22 protein-coding genes and 1 pseudogene are annotated in these 21,526 nt (G+C 48.5%); 4 read left to right on the forward strand and 19 right to left on the reverse strand.

Annotated features, from left to right (window positions below; all coding sequences use genetic code 11):
• Window positions 1–4: 4 nt before the first annotated feature.
• The 9 genes from R2103_RS10900 to R2103_RS10940 all read right to left on the reverse strand — a co-directional run bounded on the left by R2103_RS10900 (window position 5) and on the right by R2103_RS10940 (window position 8,929).
• Window positions 5–2,542, reverse strand: a complete 2,538-nt coding sequence (locus tag R2103_RS10900) for a 3-hydroxyacyl-CoA dehydrogenase/enoyl-CoA hydratase family protein (RefSeq protein WP_317531425.1) — start codon at window positions 2,540–2,542, stop codon at window positions 5–7.
• A 140-nt stretch (window positions 2,543–2,682) separates the two neighbouring features.
• Window positions 2,683–3,036: an arsenate reductase family protein gene (locus R2103_RS10905; RefSeq protein ID WP_317531426.1), complete on the reverse strand. Its 354-nt coding sequence runs from the start codon at window positions 3,034–3,036 to the stop codon at window positions 2,683–2,685.
• A gap of 6 nt (window positions 3,037–3,042) precedes the next feature.
• On the reverse strand, window positions 3,043–3,402 hold the full coding sequence (locus tag R2103_RS10910; protein ID WP_317531427.1) for a cupin domain-containing protein: 360 nt from the start codon (window positions 3,400–3,402) through the stop codon (window positions 3,043–3,045).
• Between the two features lie 205 nt (window positions 3,403–3,607).
• Window positions 3,608–4,012 carry a hypothetical protein gene (locus R2103_RS10915; protein ID WP_317531428.1) on the reverse strand — a complete coding sequence of 135 codons (405 nt, stop codon included), beginning with the start codon at window positions 4,010–4,012 and terminating at the stop codon, window positions 3,608–3,610.
• Window positions 3,996–4,538: a hypothetical protein gene (locus R2103_RS10920; RefSeq protein ID WP_317531429.1), complete on the reverse strand. Its 543-nt coding sequence runs from the start codon at window positions 4,536–4,538 to the stop codon at window positions 3,996–3,998. The genes R2103_RS10915 and R2103_RS10920 overlap by 17 nt, the downstream gene beginning before the upstream one ends.
• A gap of 260 nt (window positions 4,539–4,798) precedes the next feature.
• Window positions 4,799–5,896: a S8 family serine peptidase gene (locus tag R2103_RS10925; protein WP_317531430.1), complete on the reverse strand. Its 1,098-nt coding sequence runs from the start codon at window positions 5,894–5,896 to the stop codon at window positions 4,799–4,801.
• 108 nt (window positions 5,897–6,004) lie between these two features.
• On the reverse strand, window positions 6,005–7,378 hold the full coding sequence (locus R2103_RS10930; RefSeq protein ID WP_317531431.1) for a hypothetical protein: 1,374 nt from the start codon (window positions 7,376–7,378) through the stop codon (window positions 6,005–6,007).
• Window positions 7,379–7,444: 66 nt separating this feature from the next.
• Window positions 7,445–7,735 (reverse strand): hypothetical protein, encoded by a 291-nt coding sequence (locus R2103_RS10935; protein WP_317531432.1) that lies wholly within the window; start codon window positions 7,733–7,735, stop codon window positions 7,445–7,447.
• Window positions 7,736–7,840: 105 nt separating this feature from the next.
• Window positions 7,841–8,929, reverse strand: coding sequence for a response regulator transcription factor (locus tag R2103_RS10940; RefSeq protein ID WP_317531433.1), 1,089 nt, complete (start codon window positions 8,927–8,929; stop codon window positions 7,841–7,843).
• Between the two features lie 439 nt (window positions 8,930–9,368).
• Between R2103_RS10940 and R2103_RS10945 the strand changes: the two are divergent.
• The 3 genes and pseudogenes from R2103_RS10945 to R2103_RS10955 all read left to right on the forward strand — a co-directional run.
• Window positions 9,369–9,498, forward strand: a pseudogene (locus R2103_RS10945) (IS3 family transposase); the annotation flags it as partial.
• Window positions 9,499–9,775: 277 nt separating this feature from the next.
• On the forward strand, window positions 9,776–10,285 hold the full coding sequence (locus R2103_RS10950; protein ID WP_317532088.1) for a chemotaxis protein CheW: 510 nt from the start codon (window positions 9,776–9,778) through the stop codon (window positions 10,283–10,285).
• Between the two features lie 43 nt (window positions 10,286–10,328).
• A complete protein-coding gene (locus R2103_RS10955; protein WP_317531434.1) occupies window positions 10,329–12,050 on the forward strand; it encodes a methyl-accepting chemotaxis protein in 1,722 nt (573 codons plus the stop codon).
• A gap of 134 nt (window positions 12,051–12,184) precedes the next feature.
• On the opposite strand, the gene R2103_RS10960 is transcribed toward R2103_RS10955, so the two are convergent.
• From R2103_RS10960 to R2103_RS11005, 10 genes are all read right to left on the reverse strand, one after another.
• Window positions 12,185–13,384: an alpha/beta fold hydrolase gene (locus R2103_RS10960; RefSeq protein WP_317531435.1), complete on the reverse strand. Its 1,200-nt coding sequence runs from the start codon at window positions 13,382–13,384 to the stop codon at window positions 12,185–12,187.
• Window positions 13,385–13,428: 44 nt separating this feature from the next.
• Entirely contained in the window at window positions 13,429–13,875 is a 447-nt protein-coding gene (locus R2103_RS10965) for an SRPBCC family protein (protein ID WP_317531436.1), read from the reverse strand.
• Between the two features lie 351 nt (window positions 13,876–14,226).
• The gene (locus tag R2103_RS10970; protein WP_317531437.1) at window positions 14,227–15,051 is read right to left on the reverse strand and encodes a DUF6602 domain-containing protein; all 825 of its coding nucleotides are present in this window, start codon (window positions 15,049–15,051) and stop codon (window positions 14,227–14,229) included.
• A 21-nt stretch (window positions 15,052–15,072) separates the two neighbouring features.
• The gene (locus R2103_RS10975; protein WP_317531438.1) at window positions 15,073–15,327 is read right to left on the reverse strand and encodes an acyl carrier protein; all 255 of its coding nucleotides are present in this window, start codon (window positions 15,325–15,327) and stop codon (window positions 15,073–15,075) included.
• Window positions 15,328–15,346: 19 nt separating this feature from the next.
• Window positions 15,347–16,564, reverse strand: a complete 1,218-nt coding sequence (gene fabF / locus R2103_RS10980; RefSeq protein ID WP_317531439.1) for a beta-ketoacyl-ACP synthase II — start codon at window positions 16,562–16,564, stop codon at window positions 15,347–15,349.
• 160 nt (window positions 16,565–16,724) lie between these two features.
• Entirely contained in the window at window positions 16,725–17,516 is a 792-nt protein-coding gene (locus R2103_RS10985; protein ID WP_317531440.1) for a hypothetical protein, read from the reverse strand.
• Window positions 17,517–17,537: 21 nt separating this feature from the next.
• Window positions 17,538–17,831, reverse strand: a complete 294-nt coding sequence (locus tag R2103_RS10990) for a DUF2442 domain-containing protein (protein ID WP_317531441.1) — start codon at window positions 17,829–17,831, stop codon at window positions 17,538–17,540.
• On the reverse strand, window positions 17,788–17,961 hold the full coding sequence (locus R2103_RS10995) for a DUF4160 domain-containing protein (protein ID WP_317531442.1): 174 nt from the start codon (window positions 17,959–17,961) through the stop codon (window positions 17,788–17,790). Before R2103_RS10995 ends, R2103_RS10990 begins: the two co-directional genes overlap by 44 nt.
• A gap of 120 nt (window positions 17,962–18,081) precedes the next feature.
• The gene (locus tag R2103_RS11000; RefSeq protein ID WP_317531443.1) at window positions 18,082–18,675 is read right to left on the reverse strand and encodes an AAA family ATPase; all 594 of its coding nucleotides are present in this window, start codon (window positions 18,673–18,675) and stop codon (window positions 18,082–18,084) included.
• The gene (locus R2103_RS11005) at window positions 18,672–19,091 is read right to left on the reverse strand and encodes a TA system antitoxin ParD family protein (RefSeq protein WP_317531444.1); all 420 of its coding nucleotides are present in this window, start codon (window positions 19,089–19,091) and stop codon (window positions 18,672–18,674) included. Before R2103_RS11005 ends, R2103_RS11000 begins: the two co-directional genes overlap by 4 nt.
• A 192-nt stretch (window positions 19,092–19,283) precedes the next feature.
• Here R2103_RS11005 and R2103_RS11010 point away from each other — a divergent pair, with 192 nt between their 5' ends.
• Window positions 19,284–21,353 (forward strand): TonB-dependent receptor, encoded by a 2,070-nt coding sequence (locus R2103_RS11010; RefSeq protein ID WP_317531445.1) that lies wholly within the window; start codon window positions 19,284–19,286, stop codon window positions 21,351–21,353.
• The last annotated feature ends 173 nt before the right edge of the window (window positions 21,354–21,526 follow it).

The following is a 21,526-nucleotide window of genomic DNA, read 5'->3' on the forward strand; positions in this document are numbered from 1 at the left end:
GAAATCAATTTCTTAGCGGTTTGCCAGTTTTTAAGGTGTATTCAATGCGGGCCTGGGTTTTTTCCGTCGCCAGTAATTCCATAAAAGCTGCGCGCTCCAATTCCAGGAACCAGTCTTCGTCGACCAGACTGCCCGGCGTTAAATCGCCACCGCACATCACATGCGCCACTTTATTCGCAATCAGATTGTCATGCTCGGAAATGAAACCGCCTTCGCGCATGTTCACCAGTTGACTTTGAATCGTTGCGATACCGGTGTTACCCGCCACTGGAATTTCCCGCATGCGTAATGGCGGACGATAACCGGCTTCCGCTAACGCCAGCGCTTGCGCCTTGGCCACGTGCAGCAATTCGAAACGATGCATCACGACGGTATCGGCGCTGCGCAGGTAACCGAGCTCTTTCGCCTGCTCGGCGCTTTTCCCCAGTTCCGCCATCGCCACGGTTTGGAAATAATATTTCAATTGCGGGAAAGGATCGCCGTCTTTGGCGTTTTGCGCGGCCCGCATGGCAAACTCCTTACAGCCGCCGCCTGCCGGCAGCAATCCGACCCCGGTTTCCACCAGGCCGATATAACTTTCCAGCGTAGCCACAGCCCGGTCGCAGTGCATGACAAACTCGCACCCTCCGCCCAACGCCAGACCATCCACAGCGGCCACGGTCGGAATCATCGAATAGCGCAGCCTCTGCGACGTTTGCTGAAATTGCTTGATCATGCCTTCCACTTCGGCCAGTTTCTTGGCCATCAGCACATCGGCCAGATCCAATTCGCGCGCCACATGCAAGACAGTTTCCTGGGTCGATTTGCGCAATTTCTTCAGGAACGACTGAAATGCTGTCGGCGGTTTTGGTGGTGCAGGCGGTTCCGCCGGTGCATTGCTATGTTGCGCGTCTAGCTTAGGTTTTTCGGTGGCTTTCTGCAAATTGGCACCGGCGGAAAACGGCGGTTCGGTTTGCCAGATGACCAAGGCGCGCCAGTTCTGCTCGGCTTCCTGGATCGCTTGCTGCACCCCTTCCAGCACATCGATACCGATCGTGTGCATCTTGCTTTTGAAACTCAGAATGGCAATTTTATCGCCGGTATGCCACAACCTGACCGCATCCGTTTCAAAGATGGTTTCCCCGTAGGCCGCCGGTTCGCCGATCAGCCGGTCAGGGTACAGTTGGCGCTGGTACACCGGCAATGTCGAGCGCAGTTGCGGTTTTCCGGAAGCTGGCGCAAACGAACCTTGCGCGGAATGCACGCTTTGTGTCCCACTTTCGGCGATTGCCGTGACCCATTGCGGCAACGGCGCCAGACTCATGCTTTTACCGGCGGCGATGTCTTCCTGGATCCAATCGGCGATTTGTTTCCATCCGGCGGCTTGCCAGATTTCAAAAGGCCCTTGATTCCAGCCGAATCCCCAGCGCACCGCCAGATCCAAGTCACGGGCATTATCGGCAATGGTTTCCAGCTGGATCGCGCAGTAATGGAACAAATCACGGAATATCGCCCATAAAAACTGCGCCTGCGGCTGATCACTATTGCGCAACGCGGCAAACTTCTCGGCCGGGCTGCTGTATTTCAACAAACGCTTCAGATCGTCGTCCACTTCCGCACCTGAAACCCGGTACGTCTGTGCTGCAAGATCAAATACATGGATTTCATTCTTGATTTTCTGATACACCCCGCGCTTCACTTTCTCACCCAGCGCACCGGCTTGAATCAAGCCTTGCAACCAATCCGGGGCCGCAAAATAGCGATGCCAGGGATCGTCCGGCAGCGTGTCGCGCATCGTATTGATAACGTGCGCCAGCGTATCCAGACCCACCACATCGGCGGTGCGGAACGTCGCGCTTTTGGGGCGGCCAATCAGTGCACCAGTCAGCGCATCGACCAGATCGAAACCGAAATCGAACGCGCGGCCATGATGCATTGTCGCCAACAGCGAAAAAACGCCAATACGGTTAGCGATGAAATTCGGCGTATCCTTGGCGCGGATCACACCCTTGCCCAAATTCGTAACGAGAAATTCTTCCAGGTGATCGAGCATATCCCCATCGCTGGTCTGACAAGGGATCAATTCGACCAGATGCATATAGCGCGGCGGATTGAAGAAATGAATACCGCAAAAACGGTGCCGTAGCGCTTCGGGAAATGCTTCGGCCAGTTGGTTGATCGATAAACCGGAAGTATTACTGGCAAAAATCGTGTGTTCACCCAGATGGGGCGCTACTTTGACGTACAGATCGCGTTTCCAGTCCATGCGTTCGGCAATGGCTTCGATCACCAGATCGCAATCTTTCAGCAATTCGAGATGTTGCTCGTAATTCGCTGCTTGAATACAGGTCGCTTTGGTCTTGACCGAGAGCGGCGCAGGCTCTTGTTTTTTCAGCTTCTCCACGGCCTTAATCACGTTGGCGTTGGGATTACCGGCATCGCCCGGCAGCTCAAACAGCAATGTTTCGATATTGGCATTCACCAAATGCGCCGCAATCTGCGCCCCCATCACACCAGCCCCGAGTACCGCCGCTTTACGCACCAAAAAACGTTGCCCGCTCAATTTCGCCTCCTGCTTGATCCGGTTATGGAATAAGACACTGTTCGCATCGAACTGTGCTGCAAGAGTACAAGCATGAAGCCCAAAGCGCAAGCTTGTTTGTTTATGCGGCTAGACGGGAACCCAAACTTTACTGAGGGGCATCAACCCCATACCGCCGCAAAGTGTTCCGCATTGAAACCCACGGTGGCACGTTTTCCGTCGGTAACCAACGGGCGTTTGATCAAACGGCCATTGCCCGCAAGCAAAGCCAGTATCTCCGACCCGGATAACGCTGGCAGCCGTTCCTTGATTTTCAATTCACGGTACTGCACGCCGCTGGTATTGAAAAGCTTGTTCAGTGGAACATTGGCGCGTTCGACAATCGCAGCGAGCTCTTCCGCGCCGGGTGGATTTTCGGTGATATCGATAAATTCGTAAGTAACCCCCGCTTGCCGCAAAAATTGCTCCGCCTTGCGGCAAGTATCACACTGTTTATAACCATAGAATTTAAGCATGACTTGTCAATCCGCTGTTCCCGGGCTTTTCTCGCCACCCTTAGGTCCCCAAAACACCACCCAGGTCGTAAAATCCGGCGAAAAATTCTCGAAGCGGTGCTCGACATGCGCCGCGACAAAAAATACCATACCGGGCTCAAACGCATGCCGCTCACCGGCCATGACGATTTCTCCCCGTCCGGTATGAATGAAATACAACTCGTCCTGATCGTGCGGTGTTTGTATATCGGAACCTCTGGGCGCATATACCTCAACCGACATCGTGCCATGCGCAAACGCCAGCGTAAAAGGCTCCCCCATCGGCCATTCCGGACTCGCCTTGCCGGGTATGCGTTGCATCAGGTCAGATAATGTTGCTTTCAGCATTTTTGTCATTTTTTTGTTTTATGAAATGCCTTTATAAACGATCTAACTGCACTTACTCAGCACAGGGATTTTGGATTGTAACATCACAGAAAATTATGATGAAGAAGGTTTTGATTAAGAAATAGCGACTTGACGCATACTTTACTCATTTCGCCAGATAGAGTGAAGTTCTGATTCTCACAAAATTTAGATTACCCAAACTCAATTATAATTTTATCTGCCATGGTAGAGCAGAATCATATTTTTCCTTTTCGCCATTTACAGATATATGACAATGCTTGTTATGAGGATTAACTCCTGTATATGGACGCCACTCCCATGGCTTAAATGTCGAGCTAATTATTTTACCATTATAAATTATATACTTAATTCTTTGATCTTTACTAGAAATCAGTGAATCGACCAATTTCTGTGCATCACATCCATGTATAGGATCATGTGTGACATCTAGTGCAGTAACCACCCCAATTCCATTTTCGATTATCCACGGATTATGATCAGATTTTCGTGATACATGCGCTGCATCGCCGATAGTTCCATCACTGGAAACGCTACGATTAGGTGCAATTTGATTGATTTGCTCTCTTAATTTTTTAAGACTGCCTGCCACTCTCCACGCCATTTTGTTTCCCTCCTTCTTCGTCTATATCGTAACATTCATTTGAAGTTATACACTCTTGTCCAAGATTCAAATCTTCATATACTTCATTACGCTGTTGAGCCACAATTTCGTTACCTTCTGATTGCGGACTATACTTCTGCTTGATCTGAGCAAACACCGTTGGCCAACCTAGCCCAATCATCACAGCTGCTTGAGCCGAAGCTTGAAATAAGCCCACTTGATTCCCTAAGAAACCAACTATTGAGGCTGAAGCAAACCACAATGACCATTCTATCAATGACCCTTTCTGTGTAAAGTTTTGTAATTTTTGTACAGTCTCAATTTGATTTAATTTGATCGCATGATCAACTATCTTGACTAAAATGCTTATCAATCCACACCCGAAAATAAAAAGCCAAAACTCCGAATCATTTATATTGTTCAAAGTATTCTTGTGAATTTCAGCATCATTCTCAGCAAAAACATTCTTAAAACTAACTAACAGCATCAAAAATATTAAGATTCTTAATTTCATATTTTATCCTTAACTATCGTATAGTCATCTGCAACCCTATTTCCAACCCAATAAATCTATTAGATTTTATAGCTCGATTCTAATTTTCATGAATTTGAGCATGAGAAAATTCCAATTCGGATTTAACCTTCTTCATCAATTTTCCTCTCAGAATTGAGGCCAGGCGTGCTGAGATGATTCAAATCGACTCATCACTTTCCATATAGGTGGCGCAAGTAAGCATTCTTGGGGAAATATGCTCAATAGTTACTATGATTTCTTTAAATGTTTCCTAGTTGTATTGCCTTGTGTAATGCCGTGATGGACTGAAAAACATTAATTCTGGGGTATTTTTTGTTTGTATGTGAAACATTGTCGTCTTCGTCATCGCCATCGACAATCCAAGTAGATGTCGCTCTAAGAAGATCTTGGAGTAAAGGTATCGGCGGACGAACCCCTTTAAGCCTTATGTAGTATTGCTGCAGTAACAAGATAGCTCCTGCAACGGTTGGCGCTGCTTGACTAGTACCATCTTGTACAGATGTATCATTGTCATGTGCAGCACCTGCAGAAGTTGCGGCACCTCCGGGAGCAAATACGTCGGTATAACAATCGGGGCTGGCTTCTCTTGAAAGCCTCTGAGAAAAAGGCGTTATCTGATCAGCGTGAGTAGAATTCGCTACTGCACCATTTCCATAAGAGCGCGAGCCAAATGAAGCATCATAAACGGCACCAACCGCTATTGTTTGGCGAAAAATTGCGGGTAAGCTCATACCTTCATCCTGATGTTCAAAATAACCATTACCTGCGGCAACAACTACTGCAACTCGTTTTGCCATTAATCCTTCGAGAAGTTTTGCAAGCTCTGGAAAGTTGCTTCTTGCTTGATTGTCATCTTTGTAGTTTAAGCCTGGTACACCTAACGATAGGTTTGTGGTGGTAATATTTAATCGCTCGGTATTGTCATAAACCCATTGTAAAGCCTGCAAGACTGGATCGAGTGAAGGCGCAGGCAAGACTTTTAATGCTACGATACTAGCCTTTGGAGCGATACCCCGCCGTTCATCCGATGTACCTGCAGCAATAATTCCGGTGACATTCGTTCCATGTCCATTGAAATCGGTCACTTTCTCACTATTACCACCGTCATCGCTAGTAAAGTTACGGGTAGCGATGACTCGATCAGTAAAACATTTATGAGTTACACGCAATCCAGTATCAAGAACTGCTACAGCAAGCCCACTACCATCGACATTGAAATTTGTTCTTGCCCTGGGAGCTTCTAACAATCTATCTATTTCGAGATCAAATGTGGAAAATAAATTTGGACTGATCGATTTTGGTGAATCTGGACTTGGTATATTGAAATTCTTTGTCATGATAATAACCTTTCTGAGAATTTACGAATGCTTTACGAATGCCTAAATTTTAAAACTTAAAGAGCTGGCGTATTATTATGCGGCTTATCCCCATTTATATGGTCGCTATCATCTGTTGTCGTTAGCTTTACCATCCCAGCAGGTTAAAAATACGCTCACTCCTCCTAATGGCTTATAAGGCTCGGGAACCGACAACGTAACGCCTATTTTAGGTGGCTCTCCACTAGGAGCTTGTACAGTAATATTCGATGCCGTATCAGGTTTGTCTTTCGCTAATCTTGATCTTTCGAGTGCGTTGATAAGTTCTATTTCACCCCCGACCGCAGCAGTTCGCGCTGTAAAAGATCTACCGATTGCAGTAAAAAATGAAGCCGGCATTTCAATAACAGCACTACCAATTCTTAGGGGCAGTTCTGCAGCAGCAAGCGCAACACTAGGTGTATTAATCGAAGTTCCAGTAAGCAATCCGTTTGTGAAATCTAAACGATTAACTTTTCTTACCAGTAATGTACGTTCAACATTGATACATTGATTGGTACTTTGATTTATTGCCGGAATGATAATATTTCCCAACGGAATTTCACCCGTTTCATACGCATGTTTTAAAGAGATTTTTACGGGTTGTGTGGTTAATGTTCTATAGTAAATTACACCCCCGTCCTTATTATCATTTGCGGTTTCGCAAGCTTTGTCATTTGCACCAGCGCTGCCGAGATCAGCACCTATTTTAGAGAAAGAAATCTTCAAAACATCCTTGTTAAAATTCAGACCCTTAGGACGCAGACCTGAAAGATTCGCATTCTTACTTTTCGATTGTTCCCATTCTTTAATCTGCGCTTCTCTCTTCGATTCTCTAAATCCCAATTCATTTTTGAGAATTCCAGTGATCTGTTCTTCAATCGCTTGTATCTCTACTTTTAACTGGTTATCAAAAATACCGGTATAAATAAGATCAAATTGATTACTGTCTGGCTTGACTTCCGTAAGCCGGATCAGATTCCGCAGCAATTCTTTTTCTTCCGGAGCTCCTAGAGCTTCTAATCCCATAACTCCGACAGGAGATGTTGGCACTCCACCTGCGGCAAGAGCAAACATTGCAGCGGTTTCAGCCATTCTAATCAAAATATCACCTGCGCGATTGGTCGATGAAAATTGGACCGTACTTAGCAAACCATCGATTGTACGTGCTACACATAGATGCTCATCATTAAATACACTGGGTTTGTAATCTATGGTGTATCTCTTACTTGTATCCGGATAAGCAGGTCCCGAACTTATCTGCAACATAAATATGGGATTTGCATCAGAACTCTTGTTTCTATAGAGCTCTGCTTTTGCACGTTGAGCTGGTAGATAATAAGAAACACCGGGAATACTGACATTTTCTGGATTGCTACTAGTTGATTTTATTGTTCCGCAGCCACTCAACACAAAGACACTAATGAAAAACAAGAAGGTAACATTGCCAAGTATTGGTTTCATTTCAGTTTCTCCTTCATATTAATTTTATCTTTTACAAACCACTGATTTTAATTACTTGCTTTACACTTAATTGCCAGCGAGCGGTAGTCGCGCATTTTTTGTTATTTTAGGATACACCTTGATTCTCTCCGCATACCCTAGCGTTAAGCCACGATCACCGGAGTGCGTGCTGATAAAACCACCCCAGGTGTTTTGTTTCGTCATGTAGCTGGTAGCATTTTCAAAGCAACGCAATTGTGTAAAACCTTTATCGTTGATGGCGCACCCGGTTACCAGTGTGGTCAGCAATATAGCTAGCAAAACCGGTATCGAAATCACCGCTACACACCTGTTATTATTTTCATTTGATAAATACATGGTTACTATCCCGATGGTGCTATTTATATAACATTCCCCTTTTTCTAAAAATAGCCCAATTGAGTCATTTTCAATTTTTATCGATTGATAATGGCCGCACGGATTTCACTCAATGCGCGACAGCAATTCGCTTCGTGTCGAAACACCCAACTTACTGTAGATGCTCTTAATGTGATTTCGCACGGTGTGATAACTCAGGTGAATCTCCTCAGCAATTTCCCGGGCAGCTTTTCCTTGGCATATCAGTACCGTTATTTCCATCTCGCGATGGGTTAACCGGGTCTTATCGAGTTGATTGAAGACTTTTCCAAATTTGTGAGTAATGCGGGAGGGATGCAATAAATAGATGCAGTGGCGGGAATCTTCATCCGCATGAATCAGGGTCAGTTTGATTTCATAGAGACGCTTACCTAATTGCGATAGAAAGCTGTACCCGGTGATCTTATTACTTTGAAGGAAATCGATGAGCGCAAGCATAGAGGAGAGAAATGCCTGCTTTTCCTGAGCAAAAACCCGATCAAATTCACAGCTTTGGAAAATGACCTGACCGTCGCTGCGAAATACGGTTATCGGGTCGGTATAACTAGACCAGAAGTTTTTTGTTAACCAGGAATTAAAGCTCTCTTGCCGGAATAAGATGAGCCTCAGCGTTTGCAGCAAAATAGGCTTCAGTATTTTCAGCAGTTCAAAATCCCTTTGGCTGAATACCTGTTGCTGATTACTCAAACGGCAAAAATAAAACTGAAATGCCAATTGATGGTGATCATCAAAAACTTTAACCACGGTGCAGTTACGATGCGATTGCTGCCAAGCCAAATCAAAAGACCGGTAGTAACCGCCATTTTCTTCGAAACACTGCACATCGCTCACTGCACTGATTGGCAATGGCTCAGTTGGGTGACTATCCTTGGAATCGGCTATAACCAGTCCCTGCGAGGCAATATTCAATAACTGTTTCCAGCTATGCTGACAGCAGGTTGATTGATTAATGCTGCCCAGTAATTGCAACGCATTTTGCTCTCCCATGAGCCGCCCGTAGAATGCACCGTTGCACTTCAACAATGGCAGCAACGCCGCTTTAACCGCTTGGTTAAATTCGTCCCATGTTTGGCAATTATTCAACCATTTAATCGTTGCTAATGTTTGCTGATGATCACTGTTTAGAAATTGATTGGGAATATTATTCTTATTCATTTCTTCACCCCTATTTTCTTTTTAATTTTTGTAAGAAACTTAAACGAGAAGAACCAAAATTACACTGATGTAAAGCAAACATCGCTTATGAAGTTGTGAGTCCCGGATAATAAGAAGCAACTCTCTTCATTGCGTTATCTACACATCACCCCGTGGCGCTCAGAATATCCTTATACGTTCTTAATTCGGTCAGTCACACTTTCAAGAAAATCAATAAAAACTGCCACTTAACAACAGTATACTAGAATAACGGTCAGGGTATTGTGGGCATTATCACAACGATGGAGATAAAGATTAGCTGCTGGAAGCGACAATTTCGAAATCGCCGTTGGTGCTATTGAAACGATCAGTCCGGCATCTGCAACCGGCGATCAAACTTGCGTGCAACTCTGCAATAAACCGATGCACGCATGCTCTTGCAAAAGCATACGGAGGAATGGCAGCACGGCAAGATGTACTACAGTATATTTCGATGTTTTATAACAGCCATCGGCTGCATACATACTTGGGGGTACAAAAGTCCGCATCAATATGCAGCGGAAACAGAAGAATCGAAAATAATCGCTTAATCAGCAGTTCAACTACCAGGAACAAATAACTATTCCAATAGCCCCTTAAAAATACTGATTTTCATAAATTTGTCTTTTAATTTACAAAGAGTTTACATTCTCTCCACAATCTCATTATTTTTTTGCCCTATAGTACCCCTCCATCAGCAGCAGCTCCACAACAAGTTTAAATATCATACTGAATATTAATGGTTAGTATGAATATTTACAGGAAGAAATAACAGTCATTGGATTTTATTGGTTTGCAATCTTTTATAGGGAAGGAGAGTTAATCGTGATGCAAGAACATACAACCAGCAGTGCGCCTGAGCCGGTAAATCCGGCGGCAAATGCGACAACCAATGAGTTTCTGACTTTTCGATTAGGAAACGAAGAGTATGGAATTGAAATACTCAAGGTACAAGAAATTCGTAATTACAATGCCATCACACAAATTGCGAATGCGCCCGAATTCATCAAAGGTGTAGTCAATTTACGCGGAATCATTGTTCCAATCGTTGATATGCGCATCAAATTCCGCCTTGGCAATGAAAATTATGATGAATTCACTGTCGTGATCATTATCAACGTCGCCGGACGCGTGGTGGGCATGGTGGTCGACAGCGTATCCGATGTGATGAATCTGGCTGAAGAACAAATGCGTCCCACCCCTGGCTTTGGCTCAATCATCGATACGGAATACATCATGGGATTAGGCACCGTCGACGAGAGAATGCTGATATTGATCGATATCGAGAAATTGATGAGTAGCAGCGATATGGGCCTGATTGACCAAAACCTCAACTAAAGATTATTGACTTCATCTTATTTGCAATTACAAGGAGATTCAAATGTTTACAAATACCTCTATCAAGTTCAGATTAATTTTTGTAATGAGCGTCCTATCCGCACTGGTGCTTGGAATTGGCACAATGGGTTTATATGGTTTCAGTCAATCGAATGCCGGAATTAAAACCATATATGAAGACCGGCTGGGACCGGCCGTTCAATTGGGAACGATTCTGGATAACTGGTATCAAGTACAAGCCAAAGTTGTCGCCGCCACCAATTTAAGCAACCCCGATGCGGCAAAAACGCTGAGCGCCGAGGTGCAACAACTGGTTCAAAAAAATGAAGGGTTGTGGACGCAATTCCAGGCATCCAATTTAATACCTGAAGAAGTGAGGTTGAGTAAAATAAAAACCGAACAACATGCGCAATATGTGCAATCGGCCAATCAGGTTTTTCAGCTCGCAGCAGCGGGTAAATTTGAAGCGGCCGCGCACCATGTTTCAACGGATACCATGAAAAAATTCAGCGCACTGCGCGAAACCGTATTTGCTCTGTTCGATCTGCAAAGATCGGCTTCAACAACAGAATATAATCATGCGCAAACCAGCTATGAAAGTATTTTTTCAACGACGGCAATGATCATCATCGCAAGTTTTATCCTGGCAGCCATTTTCGGATATTTGTTGCTAAGATCGATTATTGTCCCGTTGGATGAAGCCGTTGCGATTGCTAATGCCGTTGCCACGGGTGATTTGACTCACCGCATTGAAGTCAATTCAACCAACGAAACCGGCCGTTTGCTGCAAGCCTTGAAAACCATGAATGACAATTTATCAGATTTGGTTGGTAAGGTGCGTATGGGTACCGATGAAATTACAACCGCATCAGGCGAAATCGCTTCCGGCAACTCCGATTTGAGTCAACGCACCGAAGAACAAGCATCCAGTCTGGAAGAAACTGCGTCTTCAATGGAAGAACTGACATCGACCGTCAAACAAAATGCGGATAATGCGCATCAAGCTAATCAACTGGCCGCAGGAGCTTCCGAAGTTGCGATGAAAGGCGGCTCGGTAGTCGGTCAAGTGGTACAAACCATGAGCTCGATCAACGAAAGCTCGAAGAAAATTGTCGACATCATCAGTGTCATCGATGGCATCGCTTTCCAAACCAATATTTTGGCGCTGAATGCAGCCGTTGAAGCAGCACGCGCCGGTGAACAAGGCCGTGGATTTGCGGTGGTGGCCACGGAAGTGCGTACACTGGCACAACGTTCCGCCGCAGCGGCGAAAGAGATCAAAGAACTGATCAATGACTCGGTATCCAAAGTCGATGAAGGAACACGTTTGGTAGATGAAGCGGGCGTTACGATGGATGAAATTGTCACGGCTGTTAAACGAGTCACCGACATCATGAGTGAAATTTCCGCAGCTTCTCAGGAACAAAGCTCAGGTATCGAACAAGTGAATCAAGCGGTCAGCCAAATGGACGAAGCCACACAGCAAAACGCAGCCTTAGTGGAACAAGCTGCCGCTGCCGCCGAGTCCATGAAGGACCAAGCACAAGCCCTGACACATGCAGTGAGTACTTTCAAATTGGCAGGTGCTCATTCAACCTCTGCAACTGTAAAAAGAAACAATCGTCCTGCGACGATTACCAATCTGCCCAATCGCGGCCCTGCTGCGAAAAAAGCACTGGTTAATTTAAACAAGGAAGCGGCATCCGGAACAACACAAGCGCGCAAAACAGCCGCAGGCGGTGGTAATGATTGGGAAGAGTTTTAAATCGATCCTCAATCATAAGCTTCGATTGAGTCAATAAAATTCCATGGAAATGAGAGTATTACCGGGTAAAGCAGAACGGTAGTACTCTCACCCAACCGGATATCACCACCTAGTAGCGCACCTCACATCAGTTGTCATTGCACTACACGTAACCGGCGATCCAGCCATTGTTCGATTTTCTGCAGCAATTCGGTCCGTGCCGGTTCTTGCATAAACACGTGCTGGTGATACGGCAGACCAGGTAGTTTCAAAACTTCGTTAGCGGGATTATGTTGCAGTGTCACACGGGCAAAATCTTCGCCACCCCAGGCGGGGGTAATCGGGTCCAGTTCGGAATAAATCAGGTAATACGGTATCGAGAAACCGGCCATGTGGCGGCGGAAACGAACAACTTCTTCTTCGATGCCTTTCACGTAGCGCAACAGACTGCGGCGGACGATCCAGCCGTCGGCACGCAGGCGGGCTTTCTCTTCCTCGCTATCGGTCAAGTAATCCGTCACCCAAGCTGGTGAGATGGGCGTCGCAAAGTTGCGCAGTCCCGGCCAGGAAAACATCTCGAATAAACCATCCAGAACCGGCACCGTGACCAATGAAAGTAATTGATTGAACAGCAGCAAAGGCAGCGGCTCATCTTGCGGATGCAGAAAATGCGTTTCTGCATGAAAAGACAGCTTGATCAAGGGATTCGCCACCCAGCCGCGCCATCCCGGCGGTTCGCTCACGGCAAAAGCCGGGGCGAGAAAAACCACACCCTGCAACCGTTTGCGCAGATCGGATTCGTTTTGATGCTTAAGTAAATACGACGCGGTCACCAGTCCGCCCAGACTGTGCGCCACGATGAACACCGGCCGCTGCGGATGGCCTTGCGCATCGCATTGCGCCATGAAGGCTTTTAACGCCCGGTCCAACGTCTGCCGCAATGGTTCCAAATCGTACAAAGCCGATTGCGCCAGATAGGCATCGCTGACATCGGCCCGATCGGCTCCCTCTGCGAGCGCCCGATCCGCACGGCGTAGCACCGGATTGGAAAGGCCATGCGCATAATGATCAAAACTGGCAACAAAATAACGTTGAGAAAAATACCGCGCCACCTCGCCATAACGCCCGATATGCTCGTTCATGCCGTGTACCAGCAACACACAGGCGCTTGCTTGACTGGATTGCGGCGGCAAAGTGCGTAGAATCAATGGCTCCTCACCGTCTGGCCCGATCACAATTTCTTCGCCCCAGCGCGGGTAAGGAATCGTGACAAACGGCTGATGGACGCAGCCACCCAGCAATATCAGCAGCAGAATCAGAACCGGAAAAACAGTTAACCGATGGTGACGCGACATTGCCACTCCGTGAGTATCTCCACGAAAAATCAGCAGTAACAGAGTCAGCCGGGAATCTCGGCTTCGACGAGTTGCGCCAGCAACGTCAGCGATTCCTGCCAGCCGAGATAGCAAGCCTCAGCCGGAATCACTGCCGGCACACCTTCTTGCACAATATTCAACTCAGTGCCGCAGGAAACCGGCTTTAGCGAAATCGTTACCTGCATTTCTCCCGGCAGATTCGGATCGTCGAACTTGTCCGTATAGCGGATACGCTCAAACGGCACCAGCTCCAGATACTCACCGCCGAACGAATGACTGTGGCCGGTGCCGAGGTTGGTAAAAGACATCTTAAAACGGCCGCCGACTTTTGCATCGATATGATGCACCTTGCCAATAAACCCATGCGGCGGCAGCCATTTAGCCATCGCATCGGCATCCAGAAAAGCCCGGTAAATTCTCTCCGGTGGCGCGCGCAGCACGCGATGAAGGCGGATCGTATGGGTAGACATGATTATTTTCCTTTCGATAGTTCGCCTGAATAAACAACAACACAAGGTCTTGTTTTATTGATTCCCAAGCTTATGTCAGATTGAACTGCGCCAGTCAGACCTGGAACCGCGAAACTTTTGGCATTACCAACTCCTATCATCATCGGTAGATAAGAGCGCATTCAGCCAATTCTGATCCAGCGGTTCCGCACCACGCGTCTTCAATGTGCCGTCAATGGACTCACGCCAACCTTCCCGCGCGGGCTTCGTGGGCGAAATAATGCAATTACTTTTAGCATATAAGCGATCATTGCTTTCATTCAGTGGAATCATTTGACGGATCATCCGAGCGAGGCGATTTAATTCAGTGGGTCATTCTGGCGAAACGCATTCAACTTCCGACTTACGCGAGTTACTCTCGCTGGGAAAGCCAAGCTCTGCATTAAAGTATGGATGAATGGAAATATGCATATGGTTAAGCCAATCAGCATACGATGATAAATCATTTAATAGCTGTAGGAATGGATAGCCTCGCAATGACTCTTCCAACGGCATAAAGAAGAAACTATCTTTGGGTATTGTGTGACCAGTGGATGTTGTTGTTTGGTTTCGAATGAAACTAATCATATATTTCCGGTTAACGATAATTCCTCTTGGGTAGCAGCGCAAAGGAATATCAGGTCGTTCGCGGTAGAAGTCTTTCACATACTGTAAACACTTTTTCCCATCAACGCCGTCGTAGGAGAAAACATACCGAGAAGGGTGCTTATCCAGAAAAACTTCTACAGATCCTGGTTTAAGAATTTTAAAGTGAAGCACTTCAGGGCTAGGTTCAGGAATGGTGAGCAGATTCGCAAGGGCATCAATCAAGCTTCTTTTATTCAAGGTAGATTTAACTGTAATTACACCCGCGATGCTTTCACAGGTAACAAAAGTTTTTTCGTTCTCGTCAAATCGTACCCCAAGATCGTTAGTAATGACCACATCCAATTGACCAGATTCGTGACCATCATGGGAAATAATTTGCCCACCGAGAGATGCGGACAATCTTCTTGGCAAGTGATTTACTAAAAAATCCTTAACTATTTTTTCTCGGTTTGTACCAATATCAGGACGGTGATGTGCAGTATTTGCAATGGACGACGAGCTTGCAATTTTGTCTACAACCCCGTTGAAATAATTTTGAATTCGTGTCATTCGAAACCTTTAAATTGCTCCCTAAACCTTCCCCTCCGGCGGATGCTCACTAATATAAGTAATAATATCCCCCACCGTGCGAAGATTTTTCACTTCGTCGCCATCGAACGTGACGCCGAAGGCGTCTTCCGCGTCAAACAGCAGTTGTACGGTGTCCATCGAGTCGAGTCCGAGTTCTTCGAATTTGGATGCGGTGGTGATGGTGGACGTATCGATGTTTTCAACTTTTGATGCGATAAATTCGATGACTTTCGCTTCGAGGTCTGCTGTATCCATGTCTGTTGGCACCTTTGTGTTATAGAGTTGTAAAAACGATGCTGACGTTGTTACCGCCGAATCCGAATGCATTACACAGAGCGGTCTGCACTTTTTTCTCTACTGCGGTATTGGGTGTGTAGTTCAAGTCGCACTCGGGATCGGCTTCCAGCAAATTGATCGTGGGATGTATCGTGCCCGTTTGCAAGGTCATGATGGCGGCAATACTGCCGATGGCTGCGGAAGCGCCGATGCTGTGGCCGATCATCGATTTGGTGGCGCTGATCGGGATTTCCGGCGCGCGCTCACCGAACATTTGCTTGATCGCTTTGGTCTCGACTATATCGCCGATGGGTGTGGAAGTGGCGTGGGCGTTGATATAGTCCACTTGGCCGGATGTCATACCGGCATCGTCCAGTGCCGCCTGCATCGCAGCGACTTGCCCGTCGACATCCGGTGCGACGATGTGCGTCGCGTCACAAGCGCAACCGTAACCGGCCAGCCAGGCATAAATTTTCGCGCCGCGCTTCAAAGCCGCTTCCTCCGTTTCCAGCACCAGAATGCCCGCGCCTTCGCCCATGACAAAACCGTCGCGGCCTTTGGCAAACGGACGCGAGGCATGCGCCGGATCGGCATTAAAACCGGTGGATAGTGCAAACAATGCCTCGAAACCCGTCATCGTGAGCGGCAATACGCACGCTTCCGCACCGCCCGTCACGACAGCGTCGGCTTTCCCCGCGCGCAATAAATCCAGCGCCATGCCAATCGCATTGGCAGCCGAGGAGCACGCCGTGCTGGTCGTCAGGTTGATGCCCTTCAGTCCGTATTTGGTTGCTATCCAGGCGGCGGCTGAGTTCGCCATGATGCGCGGAACGGTAAAAGGCGGCACCGATTTGTTTTGAAATCTGCGCGCGGCGGAAGACTCGAACGTCGAAAATCCGCCCATGCCCGACCCTAGACTGACGGCCAAGCGCCGCGGCTCATAGCCTTCCAAACCACCTGCGTCTTCCAGCGCTTGTTGTGCCGCGTGTAAAGCAAGTTGGGTAAACCGGTCGGTTTGTTCGATTTGTTTGGCGGATAAAAAGGTGGCGGGATCGAACCCCTGCACTTCCCCGGCGATACGCGAACGCTGTTTGGCCGCATCAAAGCTCTGAATACTGACAATTCCATTGGTACCGGCTACTGCATTTTTCCAGAATTGGTCAATGCCCATGCCAATCGGTGACACAATCCCCATTCCGGTAACGACGATACGCATATAAGAAAGCTCGAATAGAGAAAATTTAGGCAGGATACGATAAAAATCAACGCAATTTTTCTGCGCTGAATATACTGAATGCCGGATAGGCTGTCAAACGTACTATTAGTGCAAAAAAAGCCGCAGCTTTCATTCTCGTAGCGCCATCCAATCGGTACCCTTAATACTTGCTGACAGGCGAGCCATCCGCCAGCTGCCCGCTTGGCTGCGGACAGTGAATCGCACGGCCCAGCACCGTTTTGAAAGCAAACACCGGCCGCCGCTGCCAGGTCAGAAAGCGCTTTCGTTTATCATCCCGATGTTCCGGTTTAACGCCGGAATCCGGAAACCGCCGCACGATATCCCGGTAAAACGCTTCACGCTGCCAGTAATTCACATGAATACCGTCCGTCCCAAACCAGTGCGCTTCCTGCTCAACTAGTAGGAATTGCCGACGCGCGGCCATATCCATCAACCCGGCATGCACCGCCCGCGCACGGCTGAGTGTTTCATTTCGAGGCAACCGGCAGGATGGATAAAACAGATTGCGGAAAAAGGTGTAACGCCGCTCGGATAACCGTTCAATCGACGCCAGCGGCAAATTGGTCACGACGATCTGCGCGGATTGCCGCTGCAACTGTTCAACACACCGTTCCACCGAACGCAAAACCTGCTCCACCGGCAATTCATACACAATATCGTTACCGATATCGGTTAACAACGCGTAGGTAAGACGCGGTTCCATCGCACTCAACTGCCGCCACAACCCGCAATCCGCAATCCCCGGCAACCCGCGCCATACGACCTGACTGAAAATACCGTACGCCCGCCCATGCCCCACCGCCGCCAAAACCTCACTCGGCCCGCCGATCTGCTGCTGCATCAGATCGATGACCAAGCGCAGCGATAACGTCAGGTTGCTGGCGCCGAGCAGGATGAGGCGGGGTTGGGGTGTTTCTCGGAAACTAACCACTATGCTGCATTGAGAAGTTCATCAAGTCTCTTGCGTGTCGATCCGCTTGCGGATTTTTGCTTTTAACGGAAACCTTTCCGGGTGTTCGATGGCCTCGATCGTAAGATCCACGTCGATATCCGGCCAATAAAAATGGCCCGGCGATGGCTCCTCAACATGAATGATCGCTTTGACCGGCTGGTCCTTAAACCACGGAAATTCCGCATACGGCAGGAATAGTTCCTTATCGTTCGACAACAACCAAATGCCGTGACTGGAAATGTGCGTGACTTCAGCCGCCAAAGTGTTGCTGCCATGCGCTAATAAGCTCGTCATAATGAACCTCTATCAATGATTCGATTTCTCTCAGCTGCTTCCGGGAATAACCAAAATTTTTCGCCAACGCAATGTCAGGCTCCAGCCAGAACTTAGCTTCTCCATCTTCGGAAGCGATGTGAACATACATTCATGATTCCTCTCTGGAAAAGAAAAAGAATCGATAACCTGCTTCTCTGAATAGGGTTGGACTCATTGGCGTAGTTTGCCTAAATTCACGTTAGGATTAATTCTCACCTTTACCTGCATATTACCTATCCGCTTGTATATTCGCCAGTAATTCCCTCCCCCAATCAGGCATGGCACCATGCCGGAAAGTGATGCACCCGTTACGAATCACAGCCAGTTGATGAAATGGATCATCCGCACGGGAATTGTCGAGGATATACACTTGATCGCACAGCGGTAGCGTCTTTTCGATCAGCTTGAGCGTTCTGGGAATCCGGCTAATGACTTTGTCATCCGGAACGTGGTGACCGCCTTCGCTGACGCGCTGTGCGATACGCGCCTGGTTGAGCGCCGGATCGGACAAATGAATGAACACCAGGACGATTTCATAACCGAGGGTTTTGGCTTGTGCAACAAAATCGATTTTCGACGGGTGCGAGAATACGGTTTCAAAACAGAAGCTGCGGCCTTGCCGCAGCAGTTGCAGACGCATGTGTTCCGCCAGTTTGGCGGCGCGATAGCTGTGCGCTTCCGGTGCTTGCGGATACAGCAGTTTGGCGATGATGTCCGCATTCACAAACGATAAACCGCTGGGCGCGAGCCGGGTGCGGTAGAAGGTGCTCTTACCCGCGCCGTTGCCTCCGGCCAGCAGCCACAGTTGTTTTTTCTTGTTCAAAACTGTGATGCATCAATCGCGATGAACTCACCGTCCTGAAATTTCCCCGTTTGAATGCGGCCATCGGGGTGAATTTGTTCCAGGTAGCCGGGGTGCGCTAAGGAGGCTTGGTATTTGAGCACGTTGCCAGTCACCATTTGCGGCAGCATGCTGCTGGCGCGATCGTCTTCGAGCGATTGAAATATGCCGATAGGATCGACCGGCTCACTGGTAATTGGCTCGATAGTAATTCTCGCCAATCCCGCCGAGATCGCCAGCAAGTCGTCCGGGTTCAGCATGTGGTCGACATTGCGCCCCATTTCCGCCCAATATTCGATTTGCTCGGCCGTGCTGCGGTGAAACCGCTCGGCGGTCAACGCCGCAGCTTGCATTAACTCATCTTGCAGGCGGATCGGAGAAGCTGCTTTTGCCATCATTTGACTCCAATAATCAAAGCGATTACTAATTGTAGCAGATTGCTACATATTTTATATTATCAGCAATCGGCAAAAATTGACCGGTTGTGAGTCAGTAAATGCCCCGCAATTTGATGCCGGTCATTCAAGTGATACACTTGCGCGCATGTCTGTTATTCCTGCTGCGTTTTTTGTCCTGGCTGTTTTTCCTGCATGCGTACTGTGATTCATTTTTTAATGATTTTGACCGGTTGCACTGCAATTGCTTTACCGGTTTGGGCACAGGAATCCAAAGCCCCGCCATCCGTCATTCTCAATCCGATCAACATCACCGCCACGCGCAGCGAACGTTCACCGGAACAGATTCCGAACAGCGTCACACAGATCACGCGCACTCCGCAGCATAACTACCAGCCCGGTGCGACGTTGGATGAGTTCGCACGCGGCACGCCGGGGGTGTTTTTTCAGAATCAGTTCAACTTCACGCAGGATTTGCGCATTGCGATTCGCGGGTTTGGCGCGCGCTCGCCGTTCGGGGTGCGCGGTATTCAGATGCGCGTCGACGGTATTCCGGCGACGTTGCCGGACGGGCAGACGCAACTGGATTCGATCGATCCATCGCTGATCGAGCGCATGGATATTCTGCGCGGCCCTTCCGCGTCGCTGTACGGCAATGCTTCCGGCGGCATGATCGACATCACCACGCGCGAAGCGCCGCCGGAGAAATTCGTCGTGATGCCGCGCCAAGTGTTCGGGCAATACGGTTATCTGAAGTCCGAATTGTTTATGGGCGGACGGCAAGGAAACTTTGGTTACAGTTTGTATGGTTCGCACTTGCAACAGGATGGCTGGCGCGATCATAGCGCGATGCAGAATACGTTTTCGCAGGCTAAACTGAATTTTCAGACAAGCGCCGATTCCGATTTGATGCTGGTGTTTCGCCAATTTTATTCGCCGCTGTCGAAAGATCCCGGCGCTTTGACCCGCGCGGAAGTGCAAGCCGATCCCCGGCAAGCTTCCGCACGCAATGTGCAGTACAACGCCGGTGAGGAAATCCGCCAGGAGGAGATGGGCATCCGCTTTCGCCAGAGACCATCTGCCGGCAAGGAATTCAGCGTGACGGGGCATTGGTTGCAACGGGATTTCCAAAGCCGCCAGCAGTTTTTCGATGGTGGACAGGTGCAGTTTGACCGGCAGGTGGGCGGATTGATGATGCAATTCGTCAACGATCATATTTTGTTCAACCGGCCCAACCGCTTTCTGATCGGCGTCGATTACGGCATCCAGGATGACGACCGGCAACGTTTCAACAACAATTTTGGCGCGCGCGGCGCATTGAATTTAAGTCAGACCGAGCGCGTGCAAAGCACCGGGCCGTTTTTCCGCAACGAATGGCGCGTGGCGGATAAGCTGGATGTGGTGTTCGGCGGGCGCTGGGATTGGCTGCGGTACGAAGTCAAAGACCAATTCAAAAACGATGGCAACCAATCCGGCGCGCGCACTGTGTCGCAAGCCAGCGGCACCGCCGGGCTGGTGTACCACGTCACCAGCCAGCAGCAGCTTTACGCGCATACCGCTTCCGTTTTTGAAGCGCCGACCACTACCGAACTGATCAACAATCCCGCCGGAAAAGGCGGATTCAACCCGAATCTGAACGCGCAAACGTCGCTCAGCAACGAACTCGGCTTTCGCGGCAACACCGCCGGGTTCCAGTACGACACCGCAGTGTTTTTTATTCGCACTTGGAACGAGATCACGCCGTTCGAACTGGCGTCATCGCCCGGCCGGGCGTTTTTCCGCAACGCCGGGCAATCGCGCCGCATCGGCGTCGAAACTCGGTTAGCGACACCGGAATGGAAAGGGCTGCGCGGCGAAGTCAGTTATACGTTCTCCGATTTTGAATTTGAAAAATACATCGCCAATGATACCAACCTGAAAGGCAACATTTTCCCCGGCATTCCCCGGCACCGCTGGGAAGGATTACTGCGCTACGCACATCCGCTCGGCTTTTTCGGGCAACTACACGTGCACCGCGTTGGCGAATTTTTTGTCAACGACACCAATAGCGCAACCAATCCGGCGTATACCTTGGGTCAACTGCTGGCGGGATGGGAACTGCGGCGCAACAACTTTGAAAGCTCGATCTTTTTCGGCGTCAACAACCTGTTCGATGCGCACTATAACGCTAACACGCGCATCAATGCAGCCTTGGGACGCTACTACGAGCCCGGCCCGCCACTGAATGTGTTCGGCGGCGTGCGAGTACGGATTGTGGTGTTTTGAGTGAAATTATTTTGTATGACTATGGCGAGGGAATATTCCAGAAAATTTACCGTGAAATGGAACGCAGATTCAACTTCAAAGTGCAACACCTAACGGTGAATTGGTGTAGCGCACCGTTTTCCCGAAGAATACCTCAAACGGGGTTTTGAAACTCAGTACTTTGCGTGGTTATA

Source organism: Nitrosomonas sp. Is24, assembly GCF_033063335.1.
Lineage (GTDB): Bacteria > Pseudomonadota > Gammaproteobacteria > Burkholderiales > Nitrosomonadaceae > Nitrosomonas.